Source organism: uncultured Sutterella sp. (genome assembly GCF_937923675.1).
Taxonomy (GTDB): domain Bacteria; phylum Pseudomonadota; class Gammaproteobacteria; order Burkholderiales; family Burkholderiaceae_F; genus Sutterella.
On the sequence record NZ_CALDXB010000074.1, the window covers coordinates 20,181 to 40,056 of the forward strand.

A 19,876-nucleotide genomic window follows, 5' to 3' on the forward strand; every position below is an offset into this window, starting at 1 on the left:
GATCAATTACTTGTAGCGAATCGACGGATTGATCCATCCGTAGAGGACGTCGACCACGAGGTTGATCACGATGAATTCGAGCGAGAAGAGGAGCACGCTCGCCTGAATCACCGGATAGTCGCGCATGTCGACGGCGTCGACGAGGAGGCGACCCATGCCGGGCCAGTTGAAGACCTTCTCGACGACGATCGAGCCGCCCAGAAGGAAGCCGAACTGCAGGCCCATCATCGTCACCACCGGAATGAGGGCGTTTCTGAGGGCGTGCTTCACGACGATGTTGGTTTCCGTCACGCCCTTCGCGCGGGCCGTGCGGATGTAGTCGTCATGAAGAACCTCGACGAAGGAGGCGCGCGTGAATCGGGCCATGACGGCGGCGACCGCAGCGCCCAGCGTAATCGACGGGAGAATGTAGTGCTTCCAGGAAGCGGCGCCCACGGTCGGGAGCCACCCGAGCTCGACGGAGAAGATCTCCATCAGCAGGATGCCGAGCGCGAAGGCCGGGAAGGAAATGCCCGAGACGGCAAGCGTCATGCCGAGGCGGTCAGGCCACTTGTTGCGGAAGACGGCGGAAATGACGCCGATCACGAGGCCGAAGACCACCGACCAGAACATCGACGCGAGCGTGAGGTAGAGGGTCGGCCCGAAGCGTTCGGCAATTTCCTGAATCACCGGGCGCTGGGAGCGGATCGAGGTGCCGAAGTCGCCCTGCAGGACGCCCCCGACGAAATGAATGAACTGCTCAGGGAGCGACCTGTCGAGGCCAAGGCTGTGGCGGATCATCTCGACCGTCGCTTCGTCGGCTTCCGGGCCGGCTGCAAGTCGGGCCGGGTCGCCCGGCAGCAGGTGGATGAAGAAGAAGACGCAGATCGCGACGATGATGAGCGTTGGGATCATGCCCAGGAGTCTTTTAATGAAATATCGCAGCATGGAGTCGCCGGCGCATTCGCCTGAGAATTGAAGTTGGGTGTTTGTCCCCCCGGGGGCGGCGGAAGCTTCTTTAATTTGAAGGAAGCTCTGTCGTCCCGCAGGGGCGTTGTGAGTGTGTGTTTGGAAGCTTTACTTGAGCTCAAGCTCGGAGAAGTTGAAGCTCGCATCGGGCTGGATGTAGAAGCCCGTCAGGTTCTTCGCCGCACCGGCAATGTTCTGCTCGGTAGCAAGGAAGATCCACGGGGCGTCGTGCCAGATCTGCTTCTGAATGTCGGCGTAGAGCTCGGCCTTCTTCGCGCGGTCGGTGGTGGCAAGCGCTTCCATGAGCTTCTCGTCGACCATCTTGTTCGAATAGTAGGAATCGTTCGAATCGTTCGGCGTGAAGCTTGCCGTTGCAAGGAGCGGACGGATCGCGTAGTCCATTTCGCCCGTGGAGCTCGACCAGCCGATGTAGTAGAGCTGGTGCTCGGACTTCTCGGGCGTCACGGATTCAACGAGCGCGGTGCGCTGGCCCGCTTCAAGCGCGCGGATGTCGGCCTTGACGCCCACCTGCGCGAGCTGCTGCTGCAGGAACTGGATGATCTTCATCGCGGTCGAGTGGTTGTAGCCCGACCAGAGGGTCACCCGGAAGCCGTTCGGATAGCCCGCTTCCTTCAGAAGTTCGCGCGCCTTCTTGGGGTCATAGGGCCAGGGACCGAGCTTCACGGCATAGTCGACGTTCATCGGAGCCACGCCCGTCGCGGGATCCGCATAGCCGTTGAAGGCGACCTTCACGAGCGCCTGCTTGTTGATCGCGTAGTTGAGGGCCTGACGGACGCGGATGTCCTGGAAGACCTTCTTCGTCATGTTCATTTCGACGTAGCGCGTGATGATCGAGGGCGTCACGTCGACGCGGACGTTGCTGCGCTTCTCAATCTGCTTCACCTGTTCGGCGGGAAGCGGGAACGCATACTGCGCTTCGCCCGTAAGGAGCATCGCAACGCGGGTTGAATTTTCAACGACGGGCTTGAAGGTGATCGAGTCGACCTTCGGGTAGCCGGCGCGCCAGTAGTTGGGGTTCTTCTCAACCTTCAGGACTTCAGCCGGGTTGTAGTCCTTCATCACGAAGGGGCCGGTCCCGCAGGGGTGGAAGGCAATCTGAGCGCCCCACTTCTCGAGCGCCTTCGGGCAGATCATGCCGCCGCTCGGGTGAGCGAGCTGATTGATGAAGGCCGAGAAGGGCCTCTTCAGCGTGAACTTCACCGTATGGGCGTCAACGACGTCGATGCGGTCGATGTTGGAGAAGAGAACATAGCGCTTCAGGCTGTTCTTCTTGTCCATCACGCGCTCGTAGTTGATCTTGACCGCTTCGGCATTGAAGTCCTCGCCGTTCTGGAACTTCACGCCCTTCCGAAGCTTCACCGTATAGACGAGGCCGTCGGCGCTCGCCTCATAGCTTTCGGCGAGCACGTTCACGACCTTCATGTCCTTGTCGAACGAGAAGAGCCCCTCGTAGAAGGACTTCACAACCGCCTGCGAGAGCGTGTCGCTCGCGTTGTAGGGGTCGAGCGTCGTGAAGGTGGAGGCGACCGCAACGGTCACGTCCTTCTGGGCGGCCTGAGCGGCGCCCGCGGCAAGGAGAGCGCCTGAAAATAGAAGGGGCAGAGCAGCCTTGACGAATTTCATCTGATTGCCTTTCCTGATAATTGAGAGATAAGGGTGAGGTTTGCCGAAGAACTTTTCATTATTCAGATCAGGCCCCCGACATCTGCCCGATCTGATGGCGGGCAACGAAGTGCCCGGGTTCAACCTCAACCAGGGGATCCACCACCGGTTCGTCGCCGACGCGGCGCACCGGGCTCGGAAGGTCCGAAAGGTTGATGAGCTTCAGAAGATTGCGCTCCTTCGGGTCTGCGATCGGCACGGCCGAAAGAAGCTTCTGCGTGTAGGGGTGATAGGGATGGCCGAGCACCGACTGGCGCGGCCCCATTTCGACGATCTGCCCCAGGTACATGACGGCGACGCGGTGGCTGATGCGCTCGACGACGCCCATGTCGTGCGAAATGAAGATGTAGGAGAGCCCCATTTCCTCCTGGAGCTCCATCATGAGGTTCACGACCTGAGCGCGGATCGAAACGTCGAGCGCCGCCACGCATTCGTCGGCGACGATCACCTTCGGCTGAAGCGCGAGGGCGCGCGCAATGCAGATGCGCTGACGCTGGCCGCCCGAGAATTCGTGCGGATAGCGGTTGGCCATGTCGGGCGAGAGGCCGACGCGCTTCAGAAGCATCGCCACGCGGTCCCACATCTCCGACTTCGAGCAGATGTTGTGGATCATGAGCGGTTCGGCGATCGAGTAGCCCACGGTCTGGCGCGGGTCGAGCGACGCATAGGGGTCCTGGAAGATCATCTGCAGGTCGCGGCGGGCATGCTGCAGATCGCGGCGCGTCATATGAACGAGCGAGCGGTCGCGGTAGATGATGTCGCCCGAATCAATGTCGAGGAGCCTCAGGAGCGCGCGGCCCGTCGTCGACTTGCCGCAGCCCGATTCGCCCACGATCGAGAGCGTTTCGCCCTGGCGGAGCTTGAAGCTCACGTGGTCGCAGGCGCGCACCACGTAGGTGGGCTTGCCCCAGAAGTCCGTGCGCACCGGGAAGGTCTTCACGATGTCGTTGACTTCGAGAATGGTGTCGCCCGGGGGCGGGAGCTTGTCGGACGGCGGTTCAATGACGCGGCCGTTGTCCGGGTCGATGAGGCGGAAGAAGCAGGGATGCGGGACGTCCTTAAGGCTCCCCAGGCGCGGGACCGCCGAAAGCAGGGCCTGCGTGTAGGGGTGCTTCGGCGCGTCGAAAATGTCGACGGCCTTGCCTTCCTCAACGATTTCGCCGTAGCGCATCACCGCCACGCGGTCGGCGATCTGGGCGACCACGCCCATGTCGTGCGTAATGAAGAGCACCGCCATGCCGATTTCCTTCTGGAGTTCGGCAATCAGCGCAAGAATCTGAGCCTGAACCGTCACGTCGAGCGCCGTGGTCGGTTCGTCGGCAATGAGGAGCTGCGGCTTGCAGGCAAGCGCAATGGCGATCATCACGCGCTGGCGCATGCCGCCCGAAAGCTGGTGCGGGAAGCGCATCGCCACGCGTTCGGCGTCCGGAATGCGGACAAGCTCGAGAAGACGCACGGCTTCCTTCAGAGCCTCGGCCTCGCTCATGCCGCGGTGAAGCGTCAGGCTTTCCGCAATCTGAGCGCCCACGGTGAAGACCGGGTTGAGGGACGTCATCGGTTCCTGGAAGATCATGGCAACTTCAGAGCCTCTCAGGGCCTGAAGTTCCGAGCGCGATGCCTTCATGAGGTCCACGAGGCGTCCGTCGCGGCAGCGCAGATGGATGGAGCCGTTGACGATCTTGCCGCCGCCGTGCTCAACGAGGCGCATGACGGAGAGCGAGGTTACGGATTTGCCTGAGCCCGATTCGCCGACGAGCGCGAGCGTTTCGCCCTTGTGAATGACGAAGGATTCATCCACTACGGCAGTCGTCGTGCCGCTGTCGGAAGAAAACTGAACTCTGAGGTTCTTCACTTCTAGCACCGGCAGGTTGTCCTGCAGGGAATCGGGCTTGGTGTCTGCTCTTTCCATCTTCAAAAAAGTTTTCTTCTACAAATATTCGGTGGGCCGCGGCGGATTGGGAAAAAATCGCCGGAATGTCTGCCCGTCTGCGAACGGAATAAGCAAGAACCATGCCAGATAAGGCAAAGCGTTCTTCTGAGCCATCCTCCGGGCGCGATTCTCAAGGCTACCCCGAGAGAGCGCGGCAGGCCTCAGGTGAAGGACCTGCACGTCTTGCAAATCGTCCTTGCTTTTGATTGAGAGCAAAAGTTCTAGGAGTGGATGTCGTATCTTTGTGCGCCACCCATCAATGACGTGCACGATGTTTGCCTTGAATTTGCCTCCGTGCCGCTTTCTGGTGCATGAGGCGAGAGAGGCATGCGCCGATTTGAGGCATAACGAATGCGCAATGCACCTGAGGCAGGATGCCTCGTCTTCTCCATAGAATGAACGGATGCCCGTTCGGAGCCGGTGAAGGCTCAAGGATTTCCCCAAAGGGCACCAAAAAACACAAAGGAAAGGTTTCACGATGCAGTACGTTCTCAAGGACAAGGTTTTTCCGGAGATCGGCGCCTGGGCCGATGAGCTTGCGGAGATCCGCCGCGACATTCATGCGCATCCTGAGCTCGGGTTTGAAACGAAGCGCACGGTGGCGCTCCTGAAGGAAAAGCTCCGCTCCTGGGGCGTGACCGAGCTTGACGACACGACGGTTCCCGGAGCCCTCATCGCCGTTGTGGAGGGCGCCCGCCCGGGTCCGGCCGTGGCGCTTCGCGGCGACATCGACGCGCTGCCGATGCCCGACAGCTCGGAAAATGCCTGGAAGAGCCAGACGGAACTCCGCTGCCATGCCTGCGGTCATGACGGCCATGCGACGTGGCTTCTCGGGGCGATGCGCTATCTTCAGGAAAAGAAGAATGAATTCGCGGGCCGCGTGGTGGGCGTCTTCCAGCCGGCCGAGGAAATCGGCAAGGGCGCGCGCGCCGTGGAAGCGTCCGGGATTCTCGACAAGTTGGGCGTTCGCGAAATCTACGGCTGCCACGACGAGCCGACGATCCGGAAGGGCGCCTTCGGCCTTTGCGCCGGCCCTGCTCAGGCGTCGACCGACTTCTTCTATATTTCCGTGAAGGGGAGGGGCGTTCATGCCGCGCGTCCGCACCTCGGCATCGACCCGATTCCCGCGGCGGGCCTCCTCATTTCAGGTCTTCAGACGATCGTTTCGCGCAAGGTGATGCCGATTCAGCCTGCGGTCCTCTCGATTTCGTCCGTGAACGGCGGTCGTTACAACGCCCCCAACGTCATCCCGACCGAGGTGACGCTTTCGGGGACGGTGCGCACCTTCAGCGAGGACGTGCGCAACCAGATCGAGCACGAAATGAAGGTGATGGTCGAGACGATCGCCGCGTCGGAGAGCTGCACGGGAGAGCTGCGCTACGACCGGCTGGTTCCGGCCCTCATCAATCCGCCGGAGACCATGGAGCACGTGCGCGACTTCATTGTGAAGCATTTCGGGGCCGACGCGGCAGAACCCATGGACATGACGATGGGGGGCGAGGACTTCGCTGAATTCCTCTTCAAGCGCCCGGGCGCCATGATCCGCGTGGGGATCCGCGACGACGCGCATGAGGCGTCCCTCCACCATCCGACCTTCGACTTCAACGACGAGGTGATTCCGCTCGCCTCGACCTATCTCGCAGGCATTGCGCTCGAACGCCTGAAGGCGCTCGCGGCGTAAGGCCTTAAATCCAAGGAAGCTTCGTCTCCGGAGAAATCCGAAACGCTCTTTTCGGACGCTCCGGAGGCTTCTTGCTTCTCTTCTCAACGCTCAACCTACCGGCGCGGGGACCTTTCCCCGCGCTCCCGCACCATGTTCTACGGGATCTTCTGCACCTTCGCCGCCTATATTCTCTGGGGGCTTTTTCCCTTCTACTTCCATGCCCTCGCGGATATCGGCGCCCTGGAGATCCTCGCGCACCGCGTCGTCTGGTCGCTGCTCTTCATCGTCCTCGTGATTCTCGTCATGCGCCGGACGGCGTGGCTGAAGGACGCGTTGACGAGCCCGAGGATCCTTCTCATCTTCACGGCTTCGGCGCTCCTTGTGGGCGCGAACTGGGGCACCTACGTCTATGCGATCGTGACGGACCGCACGATCGAGGCGTCGCTCGGCTACTTCATCAATCCGCTCGTCTCCATTCTGCTTTCTGCCGTATTTCTGCGGGAAAAGCTGCGCCCTGCCCAGAAGATCGCCGTGGGTCTTGCCGCCGTCGGCGTCCTCTGGATTTCGTGGGTAAAGGGCGTGCCGCCCTTCCTCGGGCTTGCACTCGCCTTCACGTTCGGGGTCTACGGACTTATCCGCAAGATTGCGCCCCTCGGGAGCATTGAGGGGCTGACGCTCGAAAGCCTCATCCTCACGCCGATCGCGCTTCTCTGGCTCGGCTACCTCGCGAGCACCGGGGAGCTCGCCTTTGCCGAGGCTTCCGGCACGACGCAGCTCCTTCTCATTGCGGCGGGCCCAATTACGGCGATTCCGCTTCTTCTTTTCGCTTCGGGCGTGAGGAGCATTCCGTATTCGACGTCCGCTATCATCCAGTACGTGAGTCCCACGATGGTGTTTCTGATCGGCGTCTTCGCCTTCAACGAACCCTTCACGCTCGAGATGCTGATCGGCTTTCTCTTCATCTGGACGGCCGTGGCGCTCTTTCTCGGGGAAACCGTGCTGATGCAGAGGCGGCTGCGGCTTGCGGCGAGGAAGAAGGCCGAGGAGGTCTGAATCGAACCATCGCAGAAAAGGAAGAGCCTCATGGAAATCGTTCTCCATGAGGCTCTTTTTCAAACCAGGATTTTGATCAGAAGCTTCGGGCAGAGCGGCTGACTCGCCTGCCCCGAAGCTGCGTTCCCAGAAGCCTTTGGTTATTGGGGATTGCCGAAGGCCTTGTTCACGTCGAGCACCATTGCCTGGTAGCCCGAGGTGTTCTGGAACTGGATTTCAACTGCAGGCTCCGTTTCACCCCACTTGAATTCCTCAAGCCACGGATTCGGGCTGCTCGTAAAGGCGCCCGACTGGAGGTCGAAGGCAGCGCCCGCGGTGGCCGAATAAGCGAGGATCGAGTTCTTGTCCGCGTTGTATTCGGTAAGCGACGTCACCGGGCTGAACCACTCATGGCCGCGTTCCTTGCCGTACTCCCAGACCTGTTCGACCGTCATCTTCTTCTGGTCGATTTTGTAGACCACAGCGCGGGAATACTTCATCGAGGGGAGCGCGGGCTGCTCCATGCCGCGGGCGTCGCCGTTGTCGAAGGCGGAAACGTAGATCACGTCCTTATCGGACTTCGAGTCGATGCGGAAGGCCGTGTGCTGGGTCCACGTCCAGTCAAAGCCTCCTTCGCAGGAAACGTCGGTGCACTTGATGGGCTTCCCGTCCTTATCGACGGGCGTGAGAAGCGCATCCTTCCAGGGAGCGCGCCAGCCCTTCGGCGCCGAGAGAATCCACTTCACCTTCTTGTCGCGGCCGATCTTGATGATGGCAGACTGATGGCGCGAGGAAATGATGATGGAGTCGTCGCTCGGATCGTAGTCGACCGAATTCACGTGCGCCCAGTTGCGCCCGGCGCCCGTGCCCGCGATGTCGCCGAAGTTGTCCGTCTTGTCCTGCTCGGCGAGTTCCTCGGCCGAGAGCGTGTGCCCCGCCTTCGAGGCGTCGATGTTGAGGCAGACGGCGCCCTGATCGAGCGCGCGGATAACGTCGGAGCGGTACGGATCGAGGATGTCCCAGAGCTTGAATTCGTCCACGACGACGCCGTCCTCATCGACCTCGGCAATCACGTCGCGCACCGTGCGGATGCGCTTGTTGTCCGGGCGCCGGTGGTCGGCCGAAGCCACTCTCAGGAAGTAGTGGCCGTTCTGTGCCGGATCCATCGAGTGCGAGTAGTCGTTGTAGGAAGCGGGAAGGCGGCGATTCCAGATTTCGCGGCCGATGATGTCGTACTTCACGTACTTCTGGCCGAAGCCCCAGGTGAGCGCGCCGTCATCGTTCTGACGGAAGCCCATCATGACGCCGGCAGAGTAAATCGATTCCGGATCCCAGATCGTGCGCGGATCAAGGTACCAGCGGATTTCGCCCTTGGTGTCGAAGACGGCGATCTGCGGCACGAAATTCCACGTGAGGGCGCCGCCCATCGGGTTGTTCCAGACAGCGCGGTTGTTGAGGCCCGTTTCGTCGCCAATGTTGCTGATGAGGTAGAGGCGGTCGGAGAATGCCGGATCAACCTTCTTCACGACGGCCGTGAAGTCCTTGGGGGACTCATAGTTCGTACCCTGATTGATCCAGGAAACCGGAGAGCAGTAAATAAAGTACGACTCGCTGATGGTTCCCTTCTTGCCGTTGAAGTCGCGGACATAGGAAACCTTCACCTCATTGCGATAGTCCGCATAGAGGCCGAAGACGGGAATGCCGCCGTGGGTGAGGAGCTGCTTCTTCGGAACGTTGTAGGTGATCGTCTGTCCGTTTTCCTTCGGGACGATCGTAACGGTGGCGGACTCGAGATCGTAGCCGCCGTTCTTGATGACGGCCGTAAGCGGCGCCACCTTGTAGGGATTCACGATGACTTCGCCGAGCTGACCCTGAATGGAGGCGTAGCGCACGACGGGGCCGCCCACGGCGCCCATCGCGTGGGCGGGAAGCGTTGCGGAGGAGAAGACTGCGGCGCCGAGCGCGAGCATGAGAAGAGAGTGCTTCATGGGAGTGTTCCTCTGGTCTTTTGTGGAAGATGAATGGAAAAACGTTTGAAGCCCGGATGCGTCAGAAGAAGTGCGTGACGCCCGCGCCCAAGGACGTGGTATTGGGGTTGTCGACCGGGTGGTCCTTTACGCGCCGGTACATGCCGTAGCCGTGCGTCCAGGAAAGCGCCGTCCAGAGCGTGGTGCGGCGGCTGATTGGGTAGCGGTAGATGGCTGCAGGGTTGATGCGCCAGCCGGAAGTCGAAAGATTTCCGTCCTTCGCGTCGCCCTTATATTCCGAGCGGCTCGCCTGGAAGACGGCAGAGAGCGTCCCGCCGGCCAGGTCTTTCATGACGCCCGCCATGAAGGCGTCGGTGTCGAAGCCTTTATCGGACGCGCCGAACCCGAAGGCGCGGGCGCGGAGCATCGTGTTGGGGCCGAGTCCGTCGAAGACGTGCTGATAGGTGAGGTAGAGCCGGAAGGCATCAAAGTCGTAGTTCATGGAGACCATGATGTCCTTCGTGGCGTTGTGCTTCTCTTCGAGCGAACCGTGGGTGTGGTAGGTGGCGATGGCGCCGAAGCGCAATTTCCCATGGTTGTTGTAGAGAACGGAAGCCGTGAAGAGCCTGTCGTCGTCCGCGCCGACGCCGGTTTCGGTGGTGACGCCGTTCGAATACTGCGCAAAGAAGCGGTATCCGGAGAAGGACGGAGACGCGTAGCCGATGGTGTTGTTGAGGATCCCGTCGCAGGTGAAGATGTATGCGAGACCCGCATGCGGGAGGTTCGCGCCCATCGGGGAATAGCCTTCGGCGAGCGCAAACTGGCTCATGTCGCCGTCGGTGCTTTTGAGCGCTCCCATGCGGCCGAGGGCAACTTCGCCGAAGGTTTTGCTCCCGAGCGTGAGCGCTGCGCCGTCAAAAAGCACGCCGTCTTCATAGAGCGTGCCGTTGTCGGCCATGAAGGAGACGTAGGACGCAGCGCGCACCCAGAGGTCGTTGCTGATGGTTTCCGTCGCCCGGATGTCGATGGTCGAGGTTTTGTTGTTTCCCGACTCCATGGTCGTATTGGTGCGGCCGTTCGCGTGCTGCACCATGAGGCCGAGGTCGACGAGGCCCGTGACGGCTACGCCGTCTTCTGCATAGGCTGACGGGATGAGGCTTGCGCCGAGGAGGAGCGCTGAAAGAATGGTCCCCGCTTTCCTGAGAGAGCGGGGCGTGCGGTTGGGTTGGGTCATGAAGGATTTCTTCCTTTTTCTTTTGTTTGAAGAGATGCGTGCGGACATCTCTCAGGTCGGGAAAAAGTTTAGAAATCGCTCTTCATTTGCGAAATTGGCATCTACTGTAATGGCGTTGTCATATTTGACGAGTCATCCTTGCAGGATCTGAAAGCGGAGCGCGCTTCAGGCCGAGAGATGGTATTTGTCGCGTATGCGGCGCGCTTCAAGGCCGATGAGGCCGCGCAGCCAGACCATAACCGGATCCTGCTGCGTCCTTGGATGCCAGAAGAGCGTGGGCGCCCACTGATAGGACATAAAGCCTTCGAACGGAAGCAGGGCGAGGCCAGGTACGAGCGAAAGGATTTTCCGGGCAAAGGGCTCGGCGAACTCTCCGATCAGATCCGTTTCAAAGAGCTCGAGGATGGCGGCTGCATGGTAGGGAACGGTGATTCCGTGCGGCTGATCCGCATCGTCGAACCAGGGAAGAACCGAGCGCGGAACGAGGCGGGAGAAAGGCGTGGCGATGGAGATCACCTGCCAGGGTTCAATGTCGGCTCGGTCGAGCCGCCCCTTCTGCCTGAAGACCTCGACGAGCGGATGGCTTTCGCGCACGACGAGACAATAGGGCGCCGAAAAGAGGCGCTTCACATGGATGTTTCCCTGCACGGGTTCGGAGTCGGTTCCGAAAATAATGAGGTCGACGAGGCCGGCACTCAATTCGTCAAACGTATCGATGCCGATGGGCGTTGTCGAGAAATGAAGACCGGGAGATTTCCGCCGCGCCTCATGAATGGCGGGAGCCACGAACATCGTGTAAGCGCAGTCGAGCGCCGCGATGCGGATCGTGCGCTCTGCCTTCATCGGATCGAGCGCGTCCTTCCCGACAAGAGCAGCCATATCCTCGAGCATGCGGTCAATCTGCGGCATGAGCTTCACCATCCGCGGCGTCGGGTGCATGAGCTGGCTCGAGCGCGTGAAGAGCTTGTCGTCAAAAAGTTCTCTCGCGCCCTGGAGCATGCGGCTCGCGGTGGAAAGGCTGATGTCGAGCCGGGAGGCGGCCAGGGAAAGCGACTGCGTGCGGTAGAGAACCGAAAGGAGCCGCAGGAGCTCTTCTGTGATGGGCTGCTGCATGGATGAGATCTATCGGGGAAAAAGAATATTGTTGGCTGGAAATCCGGAGGTCGGACTGTGGGAGTGGTTTGCCGCGGATTGTTTACAAATTCATCGGGGAGTGTATGGATGTAACGAGCGCAGTTTTAGGACCACGTTTTCCCGTAGTCTTTGCACCATCGAAACTTTTTTGGGAGTGCTTTCATGGCATCCGAATACATCACGATGAACCGTTTCAAGATCAAGCCGGAGTTCGCCGACGCGTACCTCAAGGTCTGGCAGGGAGCGGATGTCAGTGCGAAATCCATGCCGGGTCTGCTGGAATTCCGCTTCTTCAAGCTTGATGCGAAGAAGGACGGCTACGTCCTCTTTTCTTCCTTTGCGCGCTGGCAGTCGAAGGAGGACTTCCTCAACTGGACGAAGTCGGAACACTTCAAAAAGTCCCATTCCACGGGCCCGAAGAACCGTGAAATGTATGTCGATCGCCCGGAGCTTGAGTGCTTTGAAGTGCTGATCTGACGATTCAGTCAGGGCGAAGGCTTCTCTCGCGGGAAGTATCGCCCTCAAACAAAAATGCCTGGGGAGATTGCTCTTTCCCGGGCATTTTTATTTGGGCGGCAAATAGGGAATCAGGAGGCTCAGAACATCTGGATCTGGGGCCTGCCGTTGTCGAGGAACGTAATGCAGCCGCTCTTTCCCGCGCCCTCGACGCCGTCGAGCTTCCAGTCGGGAATCACCCAGCGTTCGTAGTTGTCGAAAACGTGGGCGGCAGGGCGATGCGTGTGTCCGTGAATGACTAGATCTACGCCTGCGGACTTCGCGGCTTCGGCCACGGCGCCTTCGACCACATCCATGACGTCCATCGATTTCTGCGCCTTGTCGGTTTCAGACTGCGAGCGCGCTTCTTTCGCGACTTCAATGCGTTCGGCGACGGATTTCTTGAGCATCATCGCCTGCCACACCGGATCGTGCGTGAGCTTGCGGAATTTCTGGTATCCCGTATCCCTCAGGCACCATTCGTCGCCGTGAGCGAGAAGCACCCTGCGGCCCTTGATTTCGACCACGACGGGGTCGCGAAGGAGCTCTGCGCCGATGGCCTGCGCAAAGCCTTCGCCGAGCACAAAGTCGCGGTTTCCGGGCATGATGAGCACGCGCCGGCCGGTGGCTGCATGGAGCTTCAGGAGCGCCATGACGGGCTTCGCTTCCGGGTGCGCGTCGTCGCCGAGCCAGAAGTCGAAAAGGTCGCCGAGGATCACGAGTTCCGGATAGCGCGGCGCCACGGACTTCATGAAGCGAACGAACGCCATGATGGTCTTCGGCTTCGTGGGCGAGAGATGCAGGTCCGAAATGATTACCGGATTGGTAAGCGGCTCGACCTCGGTTCGCCCGGCGAGCGCAGGAGGCGGAAACTGTGAAAGGTCCATTTTGCTTCTGCTGAAAAAACGCAGGGTGGAATTGATGAGGAGAAAGAGCCTCATGCCGAAGGGGATTTTCCCCTTCGAAGGCGCTTTCGTCCCCACCATGCCGTCGCTCGGTTCCGGGCGGCTCTCAGTCATCAGACTCAGATCTCCTCGGCCTTTTCGATGACGACGTCCTCAACAGGCACGTCGCCGAACCAGCCGCGGGTACCCGTGCGGACGCGCGCGATCTGATCGACCACGTCCTGGCCGGCGACGACCTTGCCGAAGACGGCATAGCCCCAGCCGTTGCCCGTCGGGGCGGTGTGGTTGAGGAAGTCGTTGTCGGCGACATTGATGAAGAACTGCGCGGTGGCCGAGTGCGGATCGTTCGTGCGGGCCATCGCGATCGTGTACTTGTCGTTCTTCAGGCCGTTGTCGGCCTCGTTCTTGATCGGATCGTTGGTGGGCTTCTGCTGCATGCCCGGTTCAAAGCCGCCGCCCTGAATCATGAAGCCCTTGATCACGCGGTGGAAGATCGTGCCGTTGTAGAAGCCCGACTTCACGTAGTTTTCGAAGTTTTCGCAGGTGATCGGAGCGTGTTCGGGATCAAGTTCAATGTCGATGACGCCGAGATTGGTAGTGAAGCGAATCATTTGAGAATAAAACTGGTCAAAAGTAAATGCGCGCTGCCCGGAGCCCTTTCTCTGGAAGAGGACTGACTTTTAGTCTTTCGGCAGCGTGAAAACCTTTCGGAAGCATCCCCGGGGACCTTCCGGAAGGGGAATCGTTATTGTCGCATAAGGGGCGCGGCGCTTCTGCGCTCCACCCCCGGGCGAGCTCAACGACTGTGTCCGATGATCAGGGAAGAACCTTCGCCGAAAGAATCTTCACGGTCGTCACCGGGACGTCGCCCATGCCGCGGCGGCTGCCCGTCGGAACGGCGGCGATCTTGTCGACCACGTCGGTACCGGAAATCACCGTGCCGAAGACGCAGTAGCCGTTGCCGTCCTGAGCCTGATCGGCATTGAGGAAGTCGTTGTCGGCAACGTTGATGTAGAACTGCGACGTCGCCGAGTGCGGATAGCTCGTGCGGGCCATGGCGATCGTGTAGCGGTCGTTTCTGAGGCCGCCCCGCGCTTCGAGCGGAATGGGTTCGTGCGTGGGTTTTTCGCGAAGCGTTTCGTCAAAGCCCCCGCCCTGGACCATGAAGCCCGGAATGACGCGGTGGAAGATCGTGCCGTTGTAGAAGCCTTCGTTCACGTAGCGCAGGAAGTTCTTCACCGTCTGCGGGGCGCGGTCGGGCGCGAGACGCACGACGATCTTGCCGAGGGAGGTTTCAATTTCAACGCGGGGTTCCTTCGCTGCGGCGCGCGCGAGGGGCGCGGCGAGGAAGGAGGCGGCAGGAAGAAGCGGAAGGAGAAGACGGGAGCGGTACTGCATGGTTGTACGATTGGTCTCTTATAAGAAAAGGAAATGCCGGGACTGGCGGAGAGAGGCATCAGCGGCCGCTGATGCGCTTCAGCGTCCTCAGTCTCGACTGAAGCTCAGCATTTGATTCGAGTGCGGGCGCGGCAGCTTCATAGCATTCGAGCGCGAGCGCAAGGTAGACGTCGCCGAGATTCTTCTGAGCGAGCGAAAACTTCGGATTGATGACGAGCGCCTTCTTGAGGAGCCCCTGCGCTTCCTCGAGGTTCCCGAAGCCCGCTTCGATGACGGCGAGGTTGTTGTAGGGTTCGGGGATTTCCGGGTAGGCGGCGATGAGGGATTTGAGGCCCTTCGCGGCGTCCTCGGTGCGCCCGAGGGACTCAAGGCTCACGGTGCGCAGAAACTGAAGCTGTGCATTCCGGGGGTTGCGCTTGATGCCGATGTCGGCAAGCTCAAGCGCCTGCGCGGGATGTCCGTTCGTGAGAAGCTGCTCGACGCGGGGCGAAAAATCTCCCGGGTGAAGGGTTGCTGCGAGCTCCTCCATTTCCGAGGCTGCCAGAGCAGGGGCGCTCAGGAAGGAAAGACCGAGCGCAAGGGCGGCGCAGGTGGAAAGGAGCATCTTTTTGGCGCGCATGAAACTACTCATCGGGTCAGGTGTCTGTCGAGGAAAGCCGGCGATGCATAGCGAAGAACGTTAAGCCATCAGGCTAACGGCTGATCCATGCTTCCGGCATGGGAGAAGTCGCTTTCGAAGGCTGTTGAGACCTGCCGGGCGGCTATACTCTCATGATCTTTCGTCCGCGCGCCCTCCTGGGCGAGCGAATCCGAAAATTGAGCAAAGCCCTTGAGGCCTTTCGGCCGGGGGCGCTTCAGCCCGTAATTGTAGCCGCCGCACATGATTCAGAAGCTCAGAACTTTGTATCGGGAATCTTTTCTCCCGTCCCTGCGGCACCTGCGCTGGATCAGCGAGAACGGCTCGTGCTGCTACCTGCGCATGCGCTGCTACAAGGGTTATGCGGAAGCGCTTCAGAAGGACAGATTTCTCAGGAATTCCATGCTTTCGATTTATTCGACCTATTCGCGCGAACAGCGCCCCTTCAAATCGATCGAACCCGGCCGCGTGCGCATGTACGTCTGCGGCGTCACCGTCTACGACTACTGCCACATCGGCCACGGCCGCACGTTCGTCGCTTTCGACGTCGTTCGCCGCTGGCTTGAGGCGTCGGGCTACCAGGTGACCTTCGTGCGCAACATCACCGACGTGGACGACAAAATCATCCGCCGCGCGGCGGAGCGCGGCATCACGACCGACGCCCTTACGGCTGAATTCGCGAAGGCCATGCAGGAAGACATGATCGCGCTCGGGTGCCTCGCGCCCACGTTCGAGCCGCGCGCGACCGAATACATTCCGCAGATGCTCGGCCTCATTGAAAAACTTGAGGAAAAGGGCTACGCCTACCATGCTGCCGACGGCGACGTCGACTATTCCGTGAGGGGCTTTAAGAATTACGGGCATCTCTCGGGGAAGTCGATCGACGACCTTCAGTCAGGGGCCCGCGTGCAGGTCGGTCAGGGCAAGCGCGATCCTCTCGACTTCGTTCTCTGGAAGAGCGCGAAGCCGGGCGAGCCGCAGTGGACCTCGAAGTGGGGCTGCGGTCGTCCGGGCTGGCACATCGAGTGCTCGGCGATGGCGATGAATCTCTTGGGCGAAACGATTGACATTCATGGCGGCGGCCCGGACCTCATCTTCCCGCACCATGAAAATGAAATCGCCCAGAGCGAGGCGGCGACGGGCAAAACCTTCGCCAACTACTGGATGCATTCGGGGCCGCTGCGCGTTCGCGCGGCCGACGGCACGGAAGAGAAGATGAGCAAGTCGCTCGGCAACTTCTGGACCATCCGCGATGCGCTTAAGGAAACGAACGAAGCCTACGGCGACGGGTTCGGCGCCGAAGTGCTCCGCTTCTTCCTCCTGAGAAGCCAGTACAGAAGCCCCATCACCTTCTCCTCGGGCCTCATCGAGGAAGCCCATAAGGGTCTGGTTCGCCTTTACACGGCCCTCAAGGGCCGGAAGGGCGACGGGCAGCCGATCGACTGGAATGAGCCCTATGCGGCGCGCTTCCGCGAGGCGATGGACGACGACTTCAATACGGCGCAGGCGGTGGCGGTGCTCTTCGAGCTCGCGACGGAAATCAACCGTACGGGTTCCGAAGCGCTCGTTCGCCAGCTCCTCGGGCTCGGCCATATTCTCAACATCCTCACGAACGATCCGGAGAAGTTCCTCCAGGGCGGCGTTCAGGATGCGGGCGAGGAAGCCCGGATTGAGGCGCTGATCGCCGAGCGCGCCGCCGCGAAGAAGGCAAAGAACTTCGCGCGCGCCGACGAGATCAGAAAGGGCCTTCTCGCCGAAGGCGTGGAGCTTCAGGACGGTCCCGGCGGCACGACGTGGCGCAGGATCTGATCGCGCTCTGAAATCGAATCAACTGAATCCTCTGCGGCTCTTCCCCTTTTGAACGGAAAAAGCCGCAGAGCGACTGACCCAACATCAGCAGCGCTCCATGTGGAGCGGCTCTGCACGCAAGAAGATGGCCAAGAAAGTATTCCTTGAATTCGAGCACGACATTGAGGTGCTCGAGAAGAAGATTGATGAACTGCGCGAGCTCACCGAAACGGAGTCGAAGAGCGGCGTTTCGGTTGAGAGCGAAATCGCTTCACTCGAAGCGAAGGAAAATGAGCTCGTCAAGAAGATCTATGCGTCCCTCACGCCCTGGCAGTGCTCGCTCGTCGCCCGCCACCCGGCGCGCCCCTATACGCTTGACTACATCGACGAAATCTTTACGGACTTCCACGAGCTCCACGGCGACCGCGCGTTTGCGGACGATCAGGCCATCGTGGGCGGCCTCGCGCGCCTTGCCGACATGAACGTCGTCGTGATCGGCCATCAGAAAGGAAGAACGCTTAAGGAGCGCACGCAGCGCAATTTCGGCATGGCCAAGCCCGAGGGGTACAGAAAGGTCCTGAGGCTTATGGAGCTTGCCGAGAAGTTTGATCTGCCGGTCGTCACCTTCGTTGATACGCCGGGTGCTTATCCCGGCATCGACGCCGAGGAGCGCGGCCAGTCCGAGGCCATCGGGCGCAACATCTTTGAAATGGCGGGGCTTCGGGTGCCCATCATTTCCTGCGTGATCGGCGAGGGCGGATCGGGCGGCGCGCTCGCGATCGCCGTCGCAGACATCGTCATGATGCTTCAGTATTCGACCTATTCGGTGATTTCACCTGAAGGCTGCGCCTCCATTCTCTGGAAGGACGCGGCGCAGGCCCCGCGCGCTGCGGAAGCCCTCGGGCTTACGGCCGACAGGCTCTCGAAGCTCGGTCTCGTCGACCGCGTCATTTCCGAGCCCCTCGGCGGCGCGCACCGCGATCCCAAGCTGATGGCGATGAATCTGAAGCAGGCGCTCATCGATGAACTTCGCGCCCTCATGAAGCTTCCGATCGACGATCTCCTTGAGCGACGCGCCGAACGCATGCGCGGCTACGGGTTCTTCGACGTCGTCGCTGAACCGCAGACCGCCGCAGACCCCAAGGATATTGAGGATGCGCTCGAGCTTCGCGACGAAGGCTCTTCGCAGAAGCTCGGGAAGGCAAAGGATTAACGTCTGAGTCAGCCGGTTACTGAGAAATCAGGAAACAGGAGCCTCGCGCTCCTGTTTCCTCACCGCCGGCGGCGGGGCCTCGCGCCTCGCCGCGATTCCCTCCTTGCGGGAGGAACGTCTCTCATATAAAATCCGAAAACTTCTTGCTCCTATGCATCCCGGAAGGATGGCAGAGTGGTTGAATGCACCGGTCTTGAAAACCGGCGAAGCTAATAACTTCCGTGGGTTCGAATCCCACTCCTTCCGCCATACCCTATTGCGACAGTCGCGATTCGAGGCGATTTTAAAAACCGCCATAAGTACCGCCATAAGAGACAATTCCGATACGCCCTTTCTACATTTGCAGAAGGGGCTTTTTTGCATTTCGGGAGCGGCTTAAGCATAGGTCAGTGGCGTTCGTAATTACCGCCGTCAGCCATACGAAAAAAGCCGGCAATCACTGTGCGACAACCGGCTTTCGTTCGATCAACGAGCAACGGAGGGATCACCTTCAGCTGACCTCGGTGATCCTGGTCTGTTACCGCCACTTTGACAGGCCGCCAAGCCGAAGCCGACGGCAGCCGCAACGGGAACATATCCGTTTGGAAAATATTATTCCTGCGAAATCATCTAATTGTCAAACAAGGAGATGACTGCGGCTTGAAGCATGCCTTTGAGGCAGCTTTCGCCGGAATTGCACGGAATCGCAGAGAAGCTCTCCGTCAGGCGTCTGAAGGCGGCTTCGTCATTCGGAATTGCCGACCGCTGAGCCAGTTGAAAAAGAAGCCGGCGATCATTGAATGGCCGCCGGCTTCGGGGAACGGAAGCTTCGCCTTCAACCAGCCACGGCGAAACCGGTCTGAATCCAGCCACTTCGGATGCCCTCCATCACAAGGACGAGGGTAGTCGCAGTTGGAACATATCCGTTCGTCAAATATTGTTTATAAAAATCAAATAATTGTCAAGCAATTGAGGACGCGTCAACAAAAATCTCCCCGCAGGAATAGAGTGCGGCCTTTCCCGCTAAAAGAACGCGCTTGCCCTCCATGCGGCAGTAGAGCGTTCCGCCTCTGGGAGAGGCCTGATGCGCCGTCAGGGCGTTCTTCCCGAGCTCCTTGGTCCAGTACGGAATGATGTGGCAGTGGCCGGAGCCGCACACCGGATCTTCCGGGATGCCGAGCTTCGGCGCAAAGGATCGGGATACGCAGTCGATCTGCGAATCTCTCCCCGGTGCCGTTGCATGGAGAAGAAGACCGTCGAGCGCTTTGAGCCTTTCAAGATCAGGCGCGAGGTTTTCTACAACGGAAGGATCGTCAAATACGCAGAGCAGATCCCGTCCCATGCAGGCGGCCCTGGGAGCGGCCCCGATAGCCTCGACCATTTCCTTCGTCACAGCAACGGGCTGCAGGTCGTAGGCGGGAAAGTCCATTTCGTAGAGATCTTCTCTCCGAACAACCGTCAGATCTCCGCTCATGGTGGAGAAGGTGATGCGCTTCCTCTCCTGCTCGTAAAAGTTGAAGAGCACATAGGCGGTACCCAGGGTGGCGTGGCCGCAGAGGTCGATCTCGCCGCCGGGAGTAAACCAGCGCAGGGCGTATTTTTCTCCGGCTTTGACCGTAAATGCAGTCTCAGACAGATTGTTTTCTCTGGCAATGCTGAGCATCAGTTCGTCCGGGAGCCATTTCTCCAGAACGCAGACGGCAGCGGGATTGCCATGGAAAACCTGGTCGGTAAAGGCATCAACAACATACTGCTTCATTTTTCAGCCGCCTTCTCTTTTCGTCTAAATTGGTCTACCGGCGTACGTATGTAGCCTGATTTTCAGCTTTATTGCTATATTTCATAGGTGTACGACAGCATTTCATACGTA

At 60.0% G+C, this 19,876-nt stretch carries 17 protein-coding genes and 1 tRNA gene; 6 read left to right on the top strand and 12 right to left on the bottom strand.

The features are described from left to right. Window positions 1-6: 6 nt before the first annotated feature. The 3 genes from gsiC to Q0106_RS08105 all read right to left on the bottom strand — a co-directional run bounded on the left by gsiC (window position 7) and on the right by Q0106_RS08105 (window position 4,540). The gene (gene gsiC, locus Q0106_RS08095; RefSeq protein WP_297611349.1) at window positions 7-927 is read right to left on the bottom strand and encodes a glutathione ABC transporter permease GsiC; all 921 of its coding nucleotides are present in this window, start codon (window positions 925-927) and stop codon (window positions 7-9) included. Window positions 928-1,056: 129 nt separating this feature from the next. Next, window positions 1,057-2,592 carry a glutathione ABC transporter substrate-binding protein GsiB gene (gsiB, locus tag Q0106_RS08100; RefSeq protein ID WP_297611352.1) on the bottom strand — a complete coding sequence of 512 codons (1,536 nt, stop codon included), beginning with the start codon at window positions 2,590-2,592 and terminating at the stop codon, window positions 1,057-1,059. A 67-nt stretch (window positions 2,593-2,659) separates the two neighbouring features. Beyond that, window positions 2,660-4,540: a dipeptide ABC transporter ATP-binding protein gene (locus Q0106_RS08105; protein ID WP_297611355.1), complete on the bottom strand. Its 1,881-nt coding sequence runs from the start codon at window positions 4,538-4,540 to the stop codon at window positions 2,660-2,662. A gap of 499 nt (window positions 4,541-5,039) precedes the next feature. On the opposite strand from Q0106_RS08105, the gene Q0106_RS08110 reads away from it, so the two are divergent. Together Q0106_RS08110 and rarD are read left to right on the top strand one after the other, a co-directional pair. Further along, complete coding sequence (locus tag Q0106_RS08110) at window positions 5,040-6,242, top strand: amidohydrolase (protein ID WP_297611358.1); 1,203 nt, start codon at window positions 5,040-5,042, stop codon at window positions 6,240-6,242. A 132-nt stretch (window positions 6,243-6,374) separates the two neighbouring features. Beyond that, window positions 6,375-7,277: an EamA family transporter RarD gene (gene rarD / locus Q0106_RS08115; protein ID WP_297611361.1), complete on the top strand. Its 903-nt coding sequence runs from the start codon at window positions 6,375-6,377 to the stop codon at window positions 7,275-7,277. Window positions 7,278-7,417: 140 nt separating this feature from the next. On the opposite strand, the gene Q0106_RS08120 is transcribed toward rarD, so the two are convergent. The 3 genes from Q0106_RS08120 to Q0106_RS08130 all read right to left on the bottom strand — a co-directional run bounded on the left by Q0106_RS08120 (window position 7,418) and on the right by Q0106_RS08130 (window position 11,570). Next, window positions 7,418-9,244, bottom strand: coding sequence for an aryl-sulfate sulfotransferase (locus tag Q0106_RS08120; RefSeq protein WP_297611364.1), 1,827 nt, complete (start codon window positions 9,242-9,244; stop codon window positions 7,418-7,420). Window positions 9,245-9,305: 61 nt separating this feature from the next. Further along, window positions 9,306-10,457, bottom strand: coding sequence for a porin (locus tag Q0106_RS08125; RefSeq protein ID WP_297611367.1), 1,152 nt, complete (start codon window positions 10,455-10,457; stop codon window positions 9,306-9,308). 165 nt (window positions 10,458-10,622) lie between these two features. Continuing rightward, window positions 10,623-11,570 (bottom strand): LysR family transcriptional regulator, encoded by a 948-nt coding sequence (locus tag Q0106_RS08130; protein ID WP_297611370.1) that lies wholly within the window; start codon window positions 11,568-11,570, stop codon window positions 10,623-10,625. A 183-nt stretch (window positions 11,571-11,753) separates the two neighbouring features. Between Q0106_RS08130 and Q0106_RS08135 the strand changes: the two genes are divergently transcribed. Further along, the gene (locus Q0106_RS08135) at window positions 11,754-12,068 is read left to right on the top strand and encodes an antibiotic biosynthesis monooxygenase (protein WP_297611373.1); all 315 of its coding nucleotides are present in this window, start codon (window positions 11,754-11,756) and stop codon (window positions 12,066-12,068) included. Window positions 12,069-12,187: 119 nt separating this feature from the next. Here Q0106_RS08135 and Q0106_RS08140 read toward each other — a convergent pair whose 3' ends face one another. The 5 genes from Q0106_RS08140 to Q0106_RS08160 form a co-directional block, all read right to left on the bottom strand. Next, complete coding sequence (locus Q0106_RS08140; protein WP_297611376.1) at window positions 12,188-13,105, bottom strand: UDP-2,3-diacylglucosamine diphosphatase; 918 nt, start codon at window positions 13,103-13,105, stop codon at window positions 12,188-12,190. Between the two features lie 5 nt (window positions 13,106-13,110). Then, window positions 13,111-13,602 carry a peptidylprolyl isomerase gene (locus Q0106_RS08145; protein WP_139687541.1) on the bottom strand — a complete coding sequence of 164 codons (492 nt, stop codon included), beginning with the start codon at window positions 13,600-13,602 and terminating at the stop codon, window positions 13,111-13,113. Window positions 13,603-13,807: 205 nt separating this feature from the next. Then, entirely contained in the window at window positions 13,808-14,389 is a 582-nt protein-coding gene (locus Q0106_RS08150) for a peptidylprolyl isomerase (RefSeq protein ID WP_152157882.1), read from the bottom strand. Between the two features lie 58 nt (window positions 14,390-14,447). Then, on the bottom strand, window positions 14,448-15,008 hold the full coding sequence (locus Q0106_RS08155; protein WP_226963149.1) for a tetratricopeptide repeat protein: 561 nt from the start codon (window positions 15,006-15,008) through the stop codon (window positions 14,448-14,450). 68 nt (window positions 15,009-15,076) lie between these two features. Further along, window positions 15,077-15,271 carry a hypothetical protein gene (locus tag Q0106_RS08160; protein WP_297611381.1) on the bottom strand — a complete coding sequence of 65 codons (195 nt, stop codon included), beginning with the start codon at window positions 15,269-15,271 and terminating at the stop codon, window positions 15,077-15,079. A 157-nt stretch (window positions 15,272-15,428) separates the two neighbouring features. Here Q0106_RS08160 and cysS point away from each other — a divergent pair, with 157 nt between their 5' ends. From cysS to Q0106_RS08175, 3 genes are all read left to right on the top strand, one after another. Next, window positions 15,429-16,835 (top strand): cysteine--tRNA ligase, encoded by a 1,407-nt coding sequence (cysS, locus tag Q0106_RS08165; protein ID WP_297611387.1) that lies wholly within the window; start codon window positions 15,429-15,431, stop codon window positions 16,833-16,835. A 124-nt stretch (window positions 16,836-16,959) separates the two neighbouring features. Next, on the top strand, window positions 16,960-18,027 hold the full coding sequence (locus Q0106_RS08170; RefSeq protein WP_297611383.1) for an acetyl-CoA carboxylase carboxyltransferase subunit alpha: 1,068 nt from the start codon (window positions 16,960-16,962) through the stop codon (window positions 18,025-18,027). Window positions 18,028-18,187: 160 nt separating this feature from the next. Further along, window positions 18,188-18,276 (top strand) — tRNA-Ser (locus Q0106_RS08175). 691 nt (window positions 18,277-18,967) lie between these two features. Here Q0106_RS08175 and Q0106_RS08180 read toward each other — a convergent pair. Continuing rightward, a complete protein-coding gene (locus tag Q0106_RS08180; protein WP_297611385.1) occupies window positions 18,968-19,765 on the bottom strand; it encodes a PhzF family phenazine biosynthesis protein in 798 nt (265 codons plus the stop codon). Window positions 19,766-19,876: the final 111 nt, after the last annotated feature.